This window comes from Arenicella sp. 4NH20-0111 (assembly GCF_040366405.1).
In the GTDB taxonomy this organism is placed as follows: Bacteria; Pseudomonadota; Gammaproteobacteria; order Arenicellales; family Arenicellaceae; genus Arenicella.
Window position 1 is genome coordinate 193,683 of the sequence record NZ_BAABWF010000005.1, and the last position, 14,553, is coordinate 208,235.

The following is a 14,553-nucleotide window of genomic DNA, read 5'->3' on the forward strand; positions in this document are numbered from 1 at the left end:
CACCAAAAGAGGAAGAAAGAAATGCCAAAACGTAATGACATTCAAACCGTCCTAATCATTGGTGCCGGGCCGATCATTATCGGACAAGCCTGTGAGTTTGATTATTCTGGAGTGCAAGCGTGCAAAGCCCTAAAAGAAGAGGGTTACAGAGTTGTCTTAGTTAATTCAAACCCCGCTACAATCATGACCGACCCCGGTTTTGCTGATGCGACCTACATTGAACCAATCAGTTGGCAATCGGTTGAAAAGATCATAGAAACTGAAAGGCCTGACGTGTTGTTGCCCACGATGGGGGGGCAAACCGCGCTTAATTGTGCATTAGATCTTGAGCGTGAAGGTGTGTTAGCTAAGTACGATGTAGAGATGATCGGCGCTACTAAGGAAGCCATAGATAAGGCAGAAGACCGTGATAAATTTAAGACGGCTATGGAAAAAATCGGGCTGGAAATCGCTCGAGGTGATATCGCCCATTCCATGGAGCAGTCTTTTGAAATATTGGAAGACTTAGGGCTGCCCGTAATCATACGACCTTCATTTACCATGGGCGGAACCGGCGGAGGCATTGCATACAATAAAGAAGAGTTTGTTGAGATCTGTGAGCGTGGCTTAGAGGCATCCCCTACTAATGAGCTGCTGATCGAAGAGTGCATATTTGGTTGGAAAGAGTATGAAATGGAGGTGGTGCGTGATCGAGAAGATAACTGCATCATTATTTGCTCAATTGAAAACTTTGATGCGATGGGCGTTCATACTGGTGACTCCATCACGGTGGCTCCTGCTCAGACTCTGACTGATAAAGAATATCAAATTATGCGTGACGCCTCGTTAGCGGTATTACGAGAAATCGGCGTTGATACCGGAGGGTCTAACGTTCAGTTTGCCGTGGACCCGAAAACGGGCCGTATGATAATCATTGAGATGAACCCGCGTGTTTCTCGTTCCTCAGCACTTGCTTCAAAAGCGACAGGCTTTCCCATTGCGAAGGTTGCGGCTAAGCTTGCCGTCGGATATACGCTCGATGAGTTGCGGAATGAGATTACCGGTGGTTTGACCCCTGCCTCTTTCGAGCCAAGTATCGATTATGTGGTTACTAAAATTCCACGTTTCGATTTCGTAAAGTTTCCGCAAGCGGATAGCACGCTAACGACTCAGATGAAATCCGTCGGCGAAGCGATGGCTATTGGGCGTACCTTTCAGGAGTCGCTGCAAAAAGCGATGCGAAGCTTGGAGATAGGCAGCCATGGGTTTGAGCCGCAGTTAACTGATCTGGAAGGTGCCGCTCGTGAGCAACGCTTAAGTGAAGCTCTGCGCGTGCCAAAAGCAGATCGACTTTGGTATATCGGGCAGGCGTTTCGCGAAGGTTTGAGCGTAAAAGATGTGCATGAAGCGACGGGCATTGAGCCGTGGTTTTTGGCTGAAATTGAAGACCTTATTGCCGTTGAGTCCATGGTCGGAAAATCGTCTTTGGCGTCACTTCAGAGTGATCAAGTATTTGCGTGGAAGCGCAAAGGATTCTCGGATGTACGTTTATCTGAGCTTCTGAATGTGTCTGAAGATGAGTTTCGAGCCAAGCGGCACCAACTAGAGATTAGACCCGTCTATAAAAGAGTTGATTCGTGTGCTGCTGAGTTTTCGACTGCAACGGCCTATATGTACTCAACGTACGAGGAAGAGTGCGAGTCGGAGCCAAATGATACGAAAAAGATCATGGTGTTGGGCGGCGGTCCTAACCGTATCGGCCAGGGCATTGAATTTGACTACTGCTGTGTTCATGCGTCAATGGCGCTTCGTGAGGACGGTTATCAGACCATTATGGTTAATTGTAATCCTGAGACAGTATCCACGGATTACGATACTTCCGATAGGCTGTATTTTGAGCCATTGACGTTAGAAGATGTGCTCGAAATTGTTCATAAAGAAGATCCGACTGGCGTGATCGTACAGTATGGTGGGCAGACGCCACTGAAATTGGCTCGACCACTCAAAGCTCAGGGCACTCGCATAATTGGTACCTCACCAAAAGCCATTCATGACGCCGAAGATCGTGAAGAGTTTCAAGCGTTGCTAAATAGGTTGCAATTGAAGCAGCCGCCAAACCGCATAGCGTCTAGCGAAGAAACTGCATTGGAACTTGCTGAGGAAGTTGGGTATCCCTTAGTGGTTCGTCCTTCATACGTACTGGGTGGTCGTGCTATGGAGATTGTGCACGATAGTGCAGGCCTCAAAAACTACATGCATTCGGCAATTCAAGTTTCAAATGAATCTCCTGTGCTATTGGACAGATTTTTAAACGACGCTATTGAAGTCGATGTCGATGCTATTTGTGATGGTTCTCGTGTGGTCATTGGCGGAATTATGGAGCACATTGAAGAAGCCGGAGTACATTCTGGCGACTCCGCGTGCTCGCTTCCTCCGTTTAGTTTAACCGAAGAGATTAAAGTTAAATTGCGTGAGCAAACGACGCAAATGGCACTGGCGCTAAACGTGGTTGGACTGATGAATGTGCAGTTTGCAATCAAGGGAGAGACGATCTACGTACTTGAGGTTAATCCCCGAGCATCCAGAACGGTACCGTTTGTTTCTAAGGCTACGTCGCGGCCGCTCGCAAAAGTGGCTGCTCTCTGTATGGCCGGTAAAACTCTCGATGAGCAAGGGATAGGTGATGAAATTATTCCTGACTACTATTCAGTAAAAGAGGCCGTATTTCCGTTCGTTAAATTTCCTGGCGTTGATACATTGTTAACCCCTGAAATGAAATCTACGGGTGAGGTTATGGGGGTTGGCCGAACGTTTGGAGAAGCTTATGATAAGGCTCAGCAGGGGGCGGGTTCGAATATTCCGAAAACCGGGACGGCGCTATTCAGTGTTAGGAACTCTGATAAAGAAGTTGCGGTCGAGTTAGCTAAGTACTTAAGCAGCGCTGGTTTTGATATAGTAGCGACGCGTGGCACCGCTGCGACCTTCGAATCAGCCGGGATACCAGTCCAAGCGGTTAATAAAGTGGCTGAAGGCAGGCCACACATAGTGGACCTGATTATCGATGATAAAGCCGATTTGGTGATAAATACCACATCGACTACAGGGTCTGTAAGAGATTCTTACACAATTCGTCGTGAGGCGTTGATGCGTAAAGTCACGTACTACACCAATATTTCGTCTGCTCGTGCTATGGTAGCCGCCCACAAAGCATTGTGTGAGATGAGGGTTAGCAAGTTGCAAGACCTCCATCAATCAATCAAATAATTTGAATTAACTTACCAAAAATCATTAAGAATTTAACATGGATCGAGTATTACTCACCGCCAAAGGGGCGGCTAGACTACAAGCTGAACTTAAAAACTTAAAGAGCGTTGAACGACCAAAAGTAATTGAAGCCATTGCGGAAGCGCGGGCTCATGGCGATTTGTCGGAAAACGCTGAATATCACGCTGCGCGTGAGCAACAAAGTTTTATTGAAGGCAGAATTAAAGAGCTTGAAGGCAATTTAGGAGTGGCGGAAGTCATCGATCCTTCGAAGCTGAGTGTGAGCGGCAAGGTTGTCTTTGGTGCCTTGGTCAAGCTTTATGACGTAGACAGTGAAAAGGAAGTGACTTATCAAGTTGTTGGTGATTTGGAAGCAGATATTGACCAGGGAAAGATTTCATTGAGCTCCCCGATTGGCCGAGCCCTGATAGGCAAACTAGAAGGAGATGAATTTACTTTTCAAGCACCAGCTGGTGAAAAAACCTATGAGGTAGTGCACGTTAGCTACGACGCCTAAAGGGTTTCAATCTAAAATGCGCAAGGGATTAGTTGTTCTTTTGTTTGTAAGCTGGGCGTGGGTTTCGCCCAGTTCTCAAGCGGAACCGATTAGCCATAAAAGATTGGACAAAAGAAAATGGACACAGGTTACAAGCCCCAGTTTTGAAATAGTCAGTGACGCCAAGCCCAAACAAGTGCTTAAAATTGCTGAGCAACTAGAGCGTTTTAGGGCCTTTTCTTCGTTGTTACTAGGGGCAAAGAACAAGGCTTCGTCGAGCAAAGCCAGAATCCTCCTCACAAAAAAGCGAAGTACGTGGCGAGCATTGGGCATGCCTAAAGACTTGGTTAGCTATACATTCGGCTCACCGGTGACTGGAACATCTATTATTGCCGAAATGCGCGGTTTTACTGGCGAGTCTTTGAGTAAAAGTAATACTGGAAGGGCCACGGTATTCAGAGCGCTGGCGTTTAACTTACTTGCTGATCTTGGGCTATTGGATGCCGCGCCACAATGGTATCGATCTTCCCTTGCGTCTTATTTGGCTGGATACGTTGAACACCCCAAGGCTTTTAGAATCGGAGAATTAGAGGCCATGGGGGCGAGGCTAGCCACACTCTATGGTCGTCAAGGGGGCTTTATACCTATCGATATTATTTCAATTATGTCGAGCAGTAAATTTAGACGCTCGATGAAAAACGAGAAGCTCAGCCTGTTGAAACGAAATCGGCTCGATTCTCAGGCCTACGTTCTTCTTCATTATTTCTTTGCGGACAATAAACGCCGAAATCAGTTATCCGCATTCTTAGATGATGTGATCTCTGAATCCACCTTGGCTCAACGCATTGAAAAGCACTTCGCCATGTCTCCGATTGGTCTCGCTGAGGCCGTTAAGAATTACACCGAAACAAGTTTGGTCGTACGTGCATACAATCGAGAAAAGGTCGAACCGATGCTGACTCTGCCCATTGAGGCTAGCTACGAACTTCGACCTTTAACGCGGGCTGATTTTTGGGGTTGGGTTTACCCACAGCTGGTTAAATTGCCTGAAAATATGGTGTCTTATTCAGACAAGAAAGCTCTTTACTCTGAGGTAAAGATGTATTTACCCACCTCTGATTCTGTATTGCAGTAGCGATATCAACCTTTGCAGCATCGGATCGTCTTCGTCATTTAGCTTGTCTAAGACCAGTTCTGGTTCTACAGGCCCAGGCTCAATCGTCCCTGAAGGCCGAATAATGTGTGCTTTAGGAAAGCCGACTTCGATGTTTGTGTGTTTTAATGTGAATGTCTCCATGGACGCATAAGTTGTCGCGAAGTCTGTGGTTGCCTCTCCTGCAATGATGCCAAAACCATAATCTTGTGTTATCGCGGCAACCGATGCCGCATTCGAGTAGCTATGTCGATCTATTAATACATAGACTTCGCCCTCGTATCGTCTACCTTTGCGTGGGTTCGTTAACGGAATAGGAAATTCAAAAGTTTCTCCAAACGGAGTTTTTTCATAGCGCTTAGCCAATTGATGTGATGCTGAGTTATCGTCTGAGATATCATTCAACCGTTGTTCATTAGACAGTTTCGCTTGCAAACTCGACTTCACCAAAAACGTTGATGCAAACTTGAACGGCTCTGTTGCGAACCACGCAATTAGATGATCACTGAATGAATTGTTGCCGCCAGGGTTGTTTCGTAAGTCTATTATTAACTGTTTACTTTCAGTGTCGATAAAGTGAGCAAAGGCGTCGTCAATGAATTGTGTGAATTGAGAGTTATCCCAAAGATTGTCGATGTCTTCAGCATTGTAAAATGGGCCTGGTCTCAGGTAGCTAATATTGTCCTTTAGGGTGGCGAATTCTCTAATTTTTGATTCATTCTTTGTGGGGTTACTCTCCACGGTCTTGCTGGCAAGCAGTTGATCTTTCGAGAGCGCCTTCACGATGATGGATTTCCGTATTTGATTTTGCACTATCGTCAGATTGAATTCTTTGGTGAAACGGCTGTTTTCAATATCGATAAGCCACAGGTATTGAGGTAATTGAAATTCTAACAGCGACGATGCAATGGCGTCAGTATCTGCCGAAATATGGGCTTTTAACGTTTTAAATAGATCTGTTACGTCGACTCCTTGGATGGTTAAAATCTCTGTACCTTTCACTAAGTTATGTGAGGAGTAATCCAGAGTAGTAAACCAACGCCCATCTATAATTTCAACGTAGATCGGGAAAGCTGTTCCATTAGATTCACGATAAGATGTGTAGGCTTCGTTAGGAAAGGCGATGTTTGCGTGTGCAATGTCGCCCGCTGCGGTGAACTTTTGGAATAGAATTTGTGCTTGAAGCGGAGTTAACGGAGCATCAAGTTTTTGGAGAGTGTGCTCAAAAAGATGGTCGTAGGCCGGCTTGTCTCGGTTTGCGAATAGGTTAATATGAGATTTTTGCAGCTGATCGTACAGCTGGTTAAAGTCTTGTTTGATCTTATCGGGGAGGATCAAGGGTTCCTCCTTTATTGCATCAGAAGAATGTAGAGTCGTTGTGATGACGATTGCAACGAGCGCAATAAGGCAAAGAATAGGGTGCTTCATATTTATGGTAGTTGTGCATGATTCATGTTTGTATTTTGCCTAATGAATGTCTGTATTCCCATGGCGAAAGAGTTACGCTTTTCTGACGAAAAGCTGACAATCAAGATGTTTCGAGCACGTTTCAAATTTAGCGTAAAATACAACAGTGACTCCAAAAAATAATAGTTTAAGCGTGGATCGAATATTTAGACTTGGCGAATGGTTGGTCGATGTAGATCGAAATCAATTGAAAAGTCTTGGCAATTCTCAGATTAAGTCAATAGAACCTAAAGTCATGCAGTTATTGGTTATGTTGGTTAATGCCGGCAATGACGTGGTTAGCAGAGAGTCATTAATATCAACGCTATGGCCAGATGTTGTTGTAGGCGAAGATACGCTGGCACGGACAGTCTCTAGGCTCAGATCGGTTCTGGGCGATAGTGCTTCAAACTCTAGATATATACAGACCATCCCTAAAAAGGGGTACGCACTCAGTATTAAGGCCGAAGGTGTTAATGTCGACTCACACTCCTTGTTCAGGTTTGGCGGTGCAAAGAGTTGGGTGCTACTGTTGGTCATATTCAGCGTTGTGGTTGCTTTAGTCACGAGTATCAACTGGTCGAATAGCCGTGTTTACTCGGATTCACTGAATCGTGCCGATGACTTTTATATGAAGTTCACTCATGATGCTAATGAAGCGGCTATTTCCCTCTATGAAACGGTGCTTAGCGATTCGCCTGATGATGTGCGAGCTCATGCTGGTTTAGCGAATGCACTCGTGCAGCGAGTGGTCAGGTGGCCAGTTGACAATTCACCCCCAATAGACGGACAAGCGTCGATTAAATACGCACTAGAGTCTGGGCAGCTCAGCGGTTCAGAAGCGCTGGCTGTGCTGGATAGAGCTCAAGCGCTCGCTGAGCGTGCCGCAAGGATGGCACCTGATCGACCAGAATCACTCAAAGCGTTGGGGTTTGTCTACTCTGCACAAGGTAAATTGCAGGAGGCCGTTGATATCTACCTTCGAGCAATTGAGAGCGATAGCCGAGAGTGGCGTTCGTTAATTAACTTGGGAGAAATCTACTTGATTTGGGATAGGCCGCAAAAGGCAATCCCGATATTTACTCAAGCGTTTGAGGTGATGGGGGATAGGTATGATGCTGAACCACAGCACGTTGGCCCATGGCGTCCGGCAGTGGGGATGCTCATTGGACAGTTGTATGTAGGTCAGGGTGCCATCGCTAATGCAGAGCATTGGTTTCGTGTGACGCTGGAGTTAGCACCACTAGATCGTGGTGCCACAAGTTCGCTAGTGGCTTTGCTTAGGTCTAAAGAGGACCTCGCTGGTGCAAAGGCACTTTGCGAACAATTTATTTCTAGGATCGGGCCCTTGACTGCGTGTGAGTAGGTTCGTTTTATCTTGGACGGATAAGTGATGCTTGAGCTAAATGCTCGGGAGAACTATTTTAGGTTCATCGTTGGCGCGATATATTACCCCAACTCGTCCAATAAGTTGGACGGGCTCACTGTTTGATTGCCCAGTAATTTGAGCAACTAACGCAACTTTTTCTGACTTGCTGTTGCTGGGAAGTTTGATCTTCACCAGCTCATGTTGATTGAGAGCCAGTTCCACTTCATTCATCACAGCATCGGTGAGGCCTTTGCCCCCAATAGTTACAATTGGGTTTAAATTGTGCGCAACACCACGCAAATAGTTCTTTTGTTTTCCAGTTAGTGTCATTTAATGAGATAATAGCGGGCCGCGTCGAATTATTCGTGTGCAACCCTCAGCCCGTAGGCGAGTTTCAGGCGCGTAATTCTACTCACTTTTGTAATAAAAACACCTTTATTCGAGACGAAATGGCACGAAAAGGCAACAAATCTGGCGAATGGGTCCGGCGGCATGTTAATGACCCCTGGGTGAAGAAAGCCGTTAGTCAGGGATATCGTTCGCGAGCGGTATATAAATTTCAAGAAATCGACGAACAAGATAAGCTCGTCAGGCCGGGTATGGTTGTGGTCGACCTTGGTTCAGCACCTGGCGGTTGGTCTCAGTACATCAGTCGCAAGTTCGGTCAAAAGGTAACTGTGATCGCAATTGATCTCTTGGAAATGGACTATTTAGAACATGTTGATTTCATTAAAGGTGACTTTCAAGACGAGCATGTATTAGAACAAGTCGATAAAATCTTGGATGGAAGGAAGATAGATCTTGTAATCTCTGATATGGCCCCCAACATTACAGGGGTAAGAAGCGTTGATGAAGCGCAGTATGAAGGGCTGTTGGATTCTGTACTGTACTTTTGCGAGCAACGTTTAAAGCAAAACAGTCATCTTCTAGTTAAGCTCTTTGAAGGCTCTGCCGCCCATTATTTTCGTCGAGAGATTAAAGGGCGTTATAGAAGTGGTGTGGTGCGAAAACCCGCTGCATCAAGGCCCAAAAGCCGAGAATTTTATTTTTTGGCTAAAAATCGTTTAGCGAGTTAACAATTATCTACCCACTATCGTCAATTCGTTCTCACAATCATCTCATGGCTACTGATACACTCGAGTGTATGGCCAGTTACAAGATACAGCAGTAAAAATAGGACTAGGTATTACCAGTGAATAAAATCTCTAATTACGTAATCATCGGATTGGTACTTTTGATGATCGGCTCGTTCATGGCAGATCGTGGAAGTAGCGGTGTCAACGCTCCTAGTGAAGTTACTTATTCTAAGTTCATGGAGATGGTGACATCGGGTTCCGTTAGTAACTTGGTGTTAGATGAGGGAGAACGCAGAATCATAGGCGAGGACACTTCAGGCAAGGGTTTCTATACCGTGATGCCGGCTTATGACGCTGAGCTCATCGATACGTTAATCAATCGCAACGTACAGTTCCAAGTTAAAGCACCTGAAGGGCGATCCCTTTGGCAGGCGATACTTGTAAACACCCTTCCAATATTGCTGTTTATTGGCGTTTGGATTTATTTGATGCGTCAGATGCAGGGTGGCGGTGGTAAGGGCGCAATGAGCTTTGGTAAGAGCAAGGCTCGATTGCTCAACCAAGAGAACAACCGAGTAACGTTTGATGACGTTGCAGGCGTTGAAGAGTCTAAGGAAGAGGTACAGGAGGTTGTTGAATTTTTACGCGACCCATCTAAATTCCAAAAACTAGGCGGCAGAATGCCAAGTGGTGTTTTGATGACAGGAAGCCCTGGCACGGGTAAAACGTTGCTTGCTAAAGCGATTGCTGGTGAAGCACAAGTGCCGTTCTTTTCAATTTCAGGTTCTGATTTCGTGGAGATGTTCGTCGGTGTGGGGGCTTCACGGGTTCGCGATATGTTTGATCAAGCAAAGAAAAACGCGCCGTGCATCATCTTTATTGATGAGATCGACGCCGTAGGTAGGCAGCGTGGGGCTGGTATCGGCGGAGGTAATGATGAGCGTGAGCAAACGTTAAACCAATTGTTGGTGGAAATGGACGGATTTGAAGGAGGCGAGGGGATTATCGTGATCGCCGCCACCAACCGACCTGACGTGTTGGATTCGGCGTTAATGCGCCCGGGCCGCTTTGATCGCCAAGTAAACGTCCCTCTACCCGACATTCGTGGTCGGGAACAGATTTTGAAGGTACACATGCGTAAAACGCCGATTGGGCGTTCTGTTGATCCGGCTATCATTGCACGAGGCACCCCAGGATTTTCCGGCGCTGATCTAGCAAATTTGGTAAACGAAGCGGCCCTGTTTGCTGCTCGCGCTAGCAAAAAGCTAATCGAAATGGATGACTTCGAGTTGGCTAAAGATAAAGTCATGATGGGTGTTGAACGCAGGTCCATTGTGATGCCCGAGGATGAGAGGTTAAACACGGCTTATCATGAATCTGGTCATGCTGTGGTTGCTGAAGTTCTTAAGGACAATACTGACCCTGTTCACAAAGTGACCATTATTCCTCGTGGAAGAGCTTTGGGCGTGACAATGCAATTACCTCAAGAGGATAAATACAGTCATGACCGCGAGTACTTACTTGCTCGAATCGCTGTCTTAATGGGGGGGCGTATTGCCGAAGAAATATTTATGAAGCAAATGACCACGGGCGCGTCAAATGACTTTGAAGTGGCAACGGATATGGCGTACAACATGGTTGCTCGCTGGGGTATGAGTGACGAGCTTGGGCCGAGAGTCTTTGCCGATACCGAAAAAGAAATGATGGCTGGTATCCGTAAAACGATGAGTAATCAAACGGCTCAAGCCGTTGATGCTGAGCAATCTCGTATCCTTAAAGAGCAATATAATCGCGCTAAACTGATTCTTGAAGAAAATAGCGATAAGGTTGAGTTGATGACTAAGTGCCTGATCGACTGGGAAACCATCGATTCAACTCAGATAGCGGATATTATGGAAGGCAGAACTCCAACTGCGCCATCTGATTTACCGACTCCGAAGGATAAGGATTCTGGGGATGACAACGAAGATAAGTCTGAAGTAGAGCCACAATTAGATAAGCCAGCAAGCGAATCCTAAACTTGGATTTTTAGGGTTTCTCTAAATGGTAGGTAACTTGGTTCGCCCATTATTGCGTCGAAAATCGGCCGCGATAATGGGCATTATTAATACCACGCCCGATTCATTCTCTGATGGTGGTAAGTACGACTCCTTGGATAATGCGGTCAGACATGGTTTGAGGTTGTCGCAGGAAGGGGCTGATATCCTCGATGTGGGTGGTGAGTCGACTCGGCCAGGTGCTGAGGTTGTGGGAGTACAAGAAGAGCTGGATCGTGTGCTACCGGTTATCGAGAAGCTCGTGAGCTGTACTGACACACCCATATCAATTGACACTTACAAGCCAAAAGTGATGAAGGCAGCAGTGCAAGCTGGAGCGCAAATGGTTAACGATGTTTATGGGTTGCGTGCCGATAATGCTCTTAGCGTTGTCGCTCAGTTAAGCGTTCCTGTATGCATTATGCATATGCAAGGTCGTCCTAAGACCATGCAGGCCGAGCCAAATTACACTGATGTGGTGTCTGAGGTAGTGGGATTCTGTAATCAGCAAGTTGAGTCATCCGTTGAGGCGGGAATAGCGCGTTCGGACCTGCTGTTTGATCCTGGGATTGGCTTTGGGAAAACTCTGGCTCATAATCTGCTGCTGCTCAGAAATATTGATAAAATACGATCTTCGACAGAGTGTGAAATCCTGATTGGGGTTTCAAAGAAGTCTTTCATTCAGAAACAATTGGGCCGAGAGGTTGCAGACAGAGTGCCGGCCAGTCTGGGGTTGGCGGTGCAGTCTGTGCTCAGTGGGGCTAAAATAGTCCGTGTACACGACGTGCGAGCCACGTATGACGCGATTCGCATGGTTGAAGCGGTATCGGACGCAAAATAATAAACGGTAAAGATTATGAGTAAACCATTTTTCGGTACGGATGGAATTCGAGGGCCTGTAGGTTCTGAGCCTATTACCCCACAAACGATTGTTCATTTAGGGTGGGCGCTGGGCACGGTGATAAAGAAACATTATGGGAAGGGGAGCGTTCTTGTTGGAAAGGATACTCGCGTATCCGGTTATTTGCTCGAGTCTTCAATGGAAGCAGGGTTGTCTTCAGCTGGGATGGATGTGGTCATGTTAGGTCCACTGCCCACGCCAGCCATTGCCTATCTAACTCAAACAGCAAGGGCCAATGCCGGTGTGGTGATCAGTGCTTCGCATAACCATTATTCTGATAATGGAATTAAGTTTTTTTCGCCTCGTGGCGCTAAAATTTCCGACGAGATTCAGGATGAGATAGAAGCGCTCATGGGCCAACCAATGCAAGTGGTGCCGTCAGAGCAATTGGGTAAGGCGTATCGAATGGATGACGCTGTGGGCCGATATGTCGAGTTTTGTAAAGGCACAATTCCGCGGAGAATGGACTTCAAGGGTATGCGAGTGGCTCTTGATTGCGCAAATGGTGCTGCCTATCAATCCGCACCTACGGTGTTTCACGAACTCGGTGCAGAGATCGAGGTAATAAACAATACGCCTGACGGTTTTAATATTAATAACAATTGTGGCTCGACTCATATCGAAGGTTTGCAGAAACTCGTGCTTGATAAGAAGTGTGATGTTGGCATTGCGTTTGATGGAGATGCTGACAGAGTGTTGATGGTCGACAGTGAAGGGAATGTAGTTGATGGCGATCAATTGTTATTTGTTATTGCCATTAGTCAGAAAGAGCAAGGTCGCCTAAAAGGTGGCGTTGTTGGCACCTTGATGAGTAATTTTGGGATGGAAAAAGCGTTGGCTGAGCGAAATATACCGTTTGTGCGAGCAAAGGTGGGTGATCGCTATGTGATGCAAGAGCTCAAAAAACACGATTGGGTTATCGGCGGGGAATCTTCGGGTCATATTATTTGTCTAGATAAAACCACCACGGGTGATGGGCTGGTTTCGGCACTTCAGGTTTTAACTCAAGTTCAGTTTATGGAAAAACCATTGCACGAACTGGCCTCTCAGATGCCGATGTACCCACAAGACATGATTAACGTTCGATTGCCTGAAGGTACGCATGCTTCGGAGGTGGTAGAGCTGGAGGCTGTGAAGGCAGCCGTCGCTGAAGTGGAGGTTGAGCTAGCGGATACAGGTCGAGTTCTTTTAAGACCTTCCGGTACCGAGCCGGTCATTAGAGTGATGGTTGAGGGGCAAGATTTGATGCAAGTGAAGAGCGCTTGCCAGAAAATTTCCACTGCCGTGGAACAACAGCTGTAGATCCGACGGCAATGTCATCGTTGGGCTGGTAATTAGTAGATAAAATAATAGTGAAGTGTGTGGGAGGCTATGCTAATATCCGCCCTCACTTAAATCTGAGTGCTTAAACCATTTTTTGGGGTAATTTATGCGGCGATTATTGGTGGCTGGAAACTGGAAGATGAATGGCAGTTTGAGTTTCACTGCTGAGCTTATTTCAGGCGTAGCAGCACGCGCTAGTCACGCAGCCGGACAGAACCCGCCGAACTATGACATTTTGGTTTGTCCACCTGCGCCTTATTTAGGGTTGGCAGTTGAACAGTCAAATAGTCAGAGTGTATCGATAGCTGTTGGCGCCCAAAACGTGAGCTCTCACCTTAAGGGGGCATTCACTGGTGAAACTTCATTGCCAATGATTGCCGATCTTGGGTGTGAATATGTATTGCTAGGGCATTCAGAAAGACGAGAGTATTATCAAGAGTCTGATGTGTTGGTGGCTGAAAAGTTCTCAGCATGTCGCTCTTTTGACTCGTCACTAGTGCCTGTTCTTTGCGTTGGTGAGAGCCTTGAAGAACGTGAAGCTGGCAAAACGGAAATTGTTGTCGCGAGACAAATTCAAGCCGTTTTGGGTAAAGTAGGTATTGCCGGCTTTAAGGGTGCTGTGATTGCGTATGAGCCTGTTTGGGCAATTGGTACGGGTAAGACCGCCAGCCCTGAGGAGGCTCAATTAGTGCATGAATTTATTCGTAATTTATTGCGAGATCATGACGCTAAAGTGGCAGAAGAAATTCAGCTGTTGTATGGCGGAAGTGTCAAACCTGACAACGCTGAGCAACTTTTTGCTCAGACCGACATTGATGGCGGCCTGATTGGCGGGGCGTCGTTGGATGTAGAGAGCTTTGCAGGAATCTGTGAAGCAGCACAAAAACTGGCTTAAAATAGAATTATTGTCTGTTAGGCCTTGAAAGTTCGGGATTCGAACCGATACTTTCAAAAACCAAATTACAAGAGTAACGATGGATATCACAATTATTTTATTGATTGTCAATGTGTTCGCTGCGGTAGCGGTGATTGGCTTGACACTGATCCAACAACCTAAAGGTGATATGGGATCGGCATTCGGCGGAGGCGGCTCTCAGAGCATGTTCGGAAGCCGTGGTTCTGCGAACTTTCTCACCAAGAGCACCTCTTGGATGTGCTTTGTGTTCTTCGCAAGTAGTTTGAGCTTGGCCTATGTTTACGCTCAAAAGAATTCTGATGATGGCGTTGTAGATCAAAGTGTCATCCAAGAAGTAACTGACTTGGCATCTGACTTACCAAGCATTGCCGAAGCTACTTCAGACGTTGATTCCAGCTCATCCGATTTGCCCTCGATTCCCGTTGATGAGGCCTCTGATGCTGTTGAGTCTGTTCTGGAAGAGTCCGCAGGTGCTGTCACTGACTCTGTAGAACAAGCAGTCGACGCTGCACAAGAGAGTGCGACCAGTGCTCAAGACGTTATTGAAGAAGCCATAGACGAAAGTAAAGATCAGTAAAGAATTAGTTGAATGAA

General features: G+C 46.4%; 12 protein-coding genes. 10 read left to right on the forward strand and 2 right to left on the reverse strand.

Features of this window, described 5'->3' with window-relative positions; all coding sequences use genetic code 11:
- Positions 1-21: 21 nt before the first annotated feature.
- Genes carB through ABWW54_RS12375 form a run of 3 tightly spaced genes read left to right on the forward strand, consistent with a single transcriptional unit; the run spans position 22 to position 4,874 of the window.
- Entirely contained in the window at positions 22-3,243 is a 3,222-nt protein-coding gene (gene carB, locus ABWW54_RS12365; protein WP_353412604.1) for a carbamoyl-phosphate synthase large subunit, read from the forward strand.
- A 37-nt stretch (positions 3,244-3,280) separates the two neighbouring features.
- A complete protein-coding gene (gene greA / locus ABWW54_RS12370) occupies positions 3,281-3,760 on the forward strand; it encodes a transcription elongation factor GreA (RefSeq protein WP_353412605.1) in 480 nt (159 codons plus the stop codon).
- Positions 3,761-3,776: 16 nt separating this feature from the next.
- Positions 3,777-4,874 carry a hypothetical protein gene (locus ABWW54_RS12375; protein ID WP_353412606.1) on the forward strand — a complete coding sequence of 366 codons (1,098 nt, stop codon included), beginning with the start codon at positions 3,777-3,779 and terminating at the stop codon, positions 4,872-4,874.
- Here ABWW54_RS12375 and ABWW54_RS12380 read toward each other — a convergent pair.
- Positions 4,845-6,320, reverse strand: coding sequence for a S41 family peptidase (locus ABWW54_RS12380; RefSeq protein ID WP_353412607.1), 1,476 nt, complete (start codon positions 6,318-6,320; stop codon positions 4,845-4,847). The two genes, ABWW54_RS12375 and ABWW54_RS12380, sit on opposite strands and share 30 nt — an antisense overlap.
- A 145-nt stretch (positions 6,321-6,465) precedes the next feature.
- Here ABWW54_RS12380 and ABWW54_RS12385 point away from each other — a divergent pair, with 145 nt between their 5' ends.
- The gene (locus tag ABWW54_RS12385; RefSeq protein ID WP_353412609.1) at positions 6,466-7,704 is read left to right on the forward strand and encodes a winged helix-turn-helix domain-containing protein; all 1,239 of its coding nucleotides are present in this window, start codon (positions 6,466-6,468) and stop codon (positions 7,702-7,704) included.
- Between the two features lie 36 nt (positions 7,705-7,740).
- On the opposite strand, the gene yhbY is transcribed toward ABWW54_RS12385, so the two are convergent.
- Positions 7,741-8,037, reverse strand: a complete 297-nt coding sequence (gene yhbY, locus ABWW54_RS12390; protein WP_353412611.1) for a ribosome assembly RNA-binding protein YhbY — start codon at positions 8,035-8,037, stop codon at positions 7,741-7,743.
- Between the two features lie 119 nt (positions 8,038-8,156).
- Between yhbY and ABWW54_RS12395 the strand changes: the two genes are divergently transcribed.
- The 6 genes from ABWW54_RS12395 (at position 8,157) to secG (ending at position 14,536) form a co-directional block, all read left to right on the forward strand.
- Positions 8,157-8,783 carry an RlmE family RNA methyltransferase gene (locus ABWW54_RS12395; RefSeq protein ID WP_353412612.1) on the forward strand — a complete coding sequence of 209 codons (627 nt, stop codon included), beginning with the start codon at positions 8,157-8,159 and terminating at the stop codon, positions 8,781-8,783.
- 116 nt (positions 8,784-8,899) lie between these two features.
- Complete coding sequence (ftsH, locus tag ABWW54_RS12400) at positions 8,900-10,801, forward strand: ATP-dependent zinc metalloprotease FtsH (RefSeq protein WP_353412613.1); 1,902 nt, start codon at positions 8,900-8,902, stop codon at positions 10,799-10,801.
- Positions 10,802-10,826: 25 nt separating this feature from the next.
- Positions 10,827-11,660, forward strand: a complete 834-nt coding sequence (gene folP, locus ABWW54_RS12405) for a dihydropteroate synthase (RefSeq protein ID WP_353412614.1) — start codon at positions 10,827-10,829, stop codon at positions 11,658-11,660.
- 15 nt (positions 11,661-11,675) lie between these two features.
- Positions 11,676-13,022, forward strand: a complete 1,347-nt coding sequence (glmM, locus tag ABWW54_RS12410) for a phosphoglucosamine mutase (protein ID WP_353412615.1) — start codon at positions 11,676-11,678, stop codon at positions 13,020-13,022.
- Between the two features lie 127 nt (positions 13,023-13,149).
- Positions 13,150-13,938, forward strand: a complete 789-nt coding sequence (gene tpiA / locus ABWW54_RS12415; protein WP_353412617.1) for a triose-phosphate isomerase — start codon at positions 13,150-13,152, stop codon at positions 13,936-13,938.
- Between the two features lie 79 nt (positions 13,939-14,017).
- Complete coding sequence (secG, locus tag ABWW54_RS12420) at positions 14,018-14,536, forward strand: preprotein translocase subunit SecG (protein WP_353412618.1); 519 nt, start codon at positions 14,018-14,020, stop codon at positions 14,534-14,536.
- Positions 14,537-14,553 lie beyond the last annotated feature (17 nt).

Coding starts and splice junctions, on each gene's coding strand:
- carB (WP_353412604.1), top strand. CDS start 22: ATGCCAAAACGTAATGACATTCAAACCGTCCTAATCATTGGTGCCGGG.
- greA (WP_353412605.1), top strand. CDS start 3,281: ATGGATCGAGTATTACTCACCGCCAAAGGGGCGGCTAGACTACAAGCT.
- ABWW54_RS12375 (WP_353412606.1), top strand. CDS start 3,777: ATGCGCAAGGGATTAGTTGTTCTTTTGTTTGTAAGCTGGGCGTGGGTT.
- ABWW54_RS12380 (WP_353412607.1), bottom strand. CDS start 6,320: ATGAAGCACCCTATTCTTTGCCTTATTGCGCTCGTTGCAATCGTCATC.
- yhbY (WP_353412611.1), bottom strand. CDS start 8,037: ATGACACTAACTGGAAAACAAAAGAACTATTTGCGTGGTGTTGCGCAC.
- ABWW54_RS12395 (WP_353412612.1), top strand. CDS start 8,157: ATGGCACGAAAAGGCAACAAATCTGGCGAATGGGTCCGGCGGCATGTT.
- folP (WP_353412614.1), top strand. CDS start 10,827: ATGGTAGGTAACTTGGTTCGCCCATTATTGCGTCGAAAATCGGCCGCG.
- glmM (WP_353412615.1), top strand. CDS start 11,676: ATGAGTAAACCATTTTTCGGTACGGATGGAATTCGAGGGCCTGTAGGT.
- tpiA (WP_353412617.1), top strand. CDS start 13,150: ATGCGGCGATTATTGGTGGCTGGAAACTGGAAGATGAATGGCAGTTTG.
- secG (WP_353412618.1), top strand. CDS start 14,018: ATGGATATCACAATTATTTTATTGATTGTCAATGTGTTCGCTGCGGTA.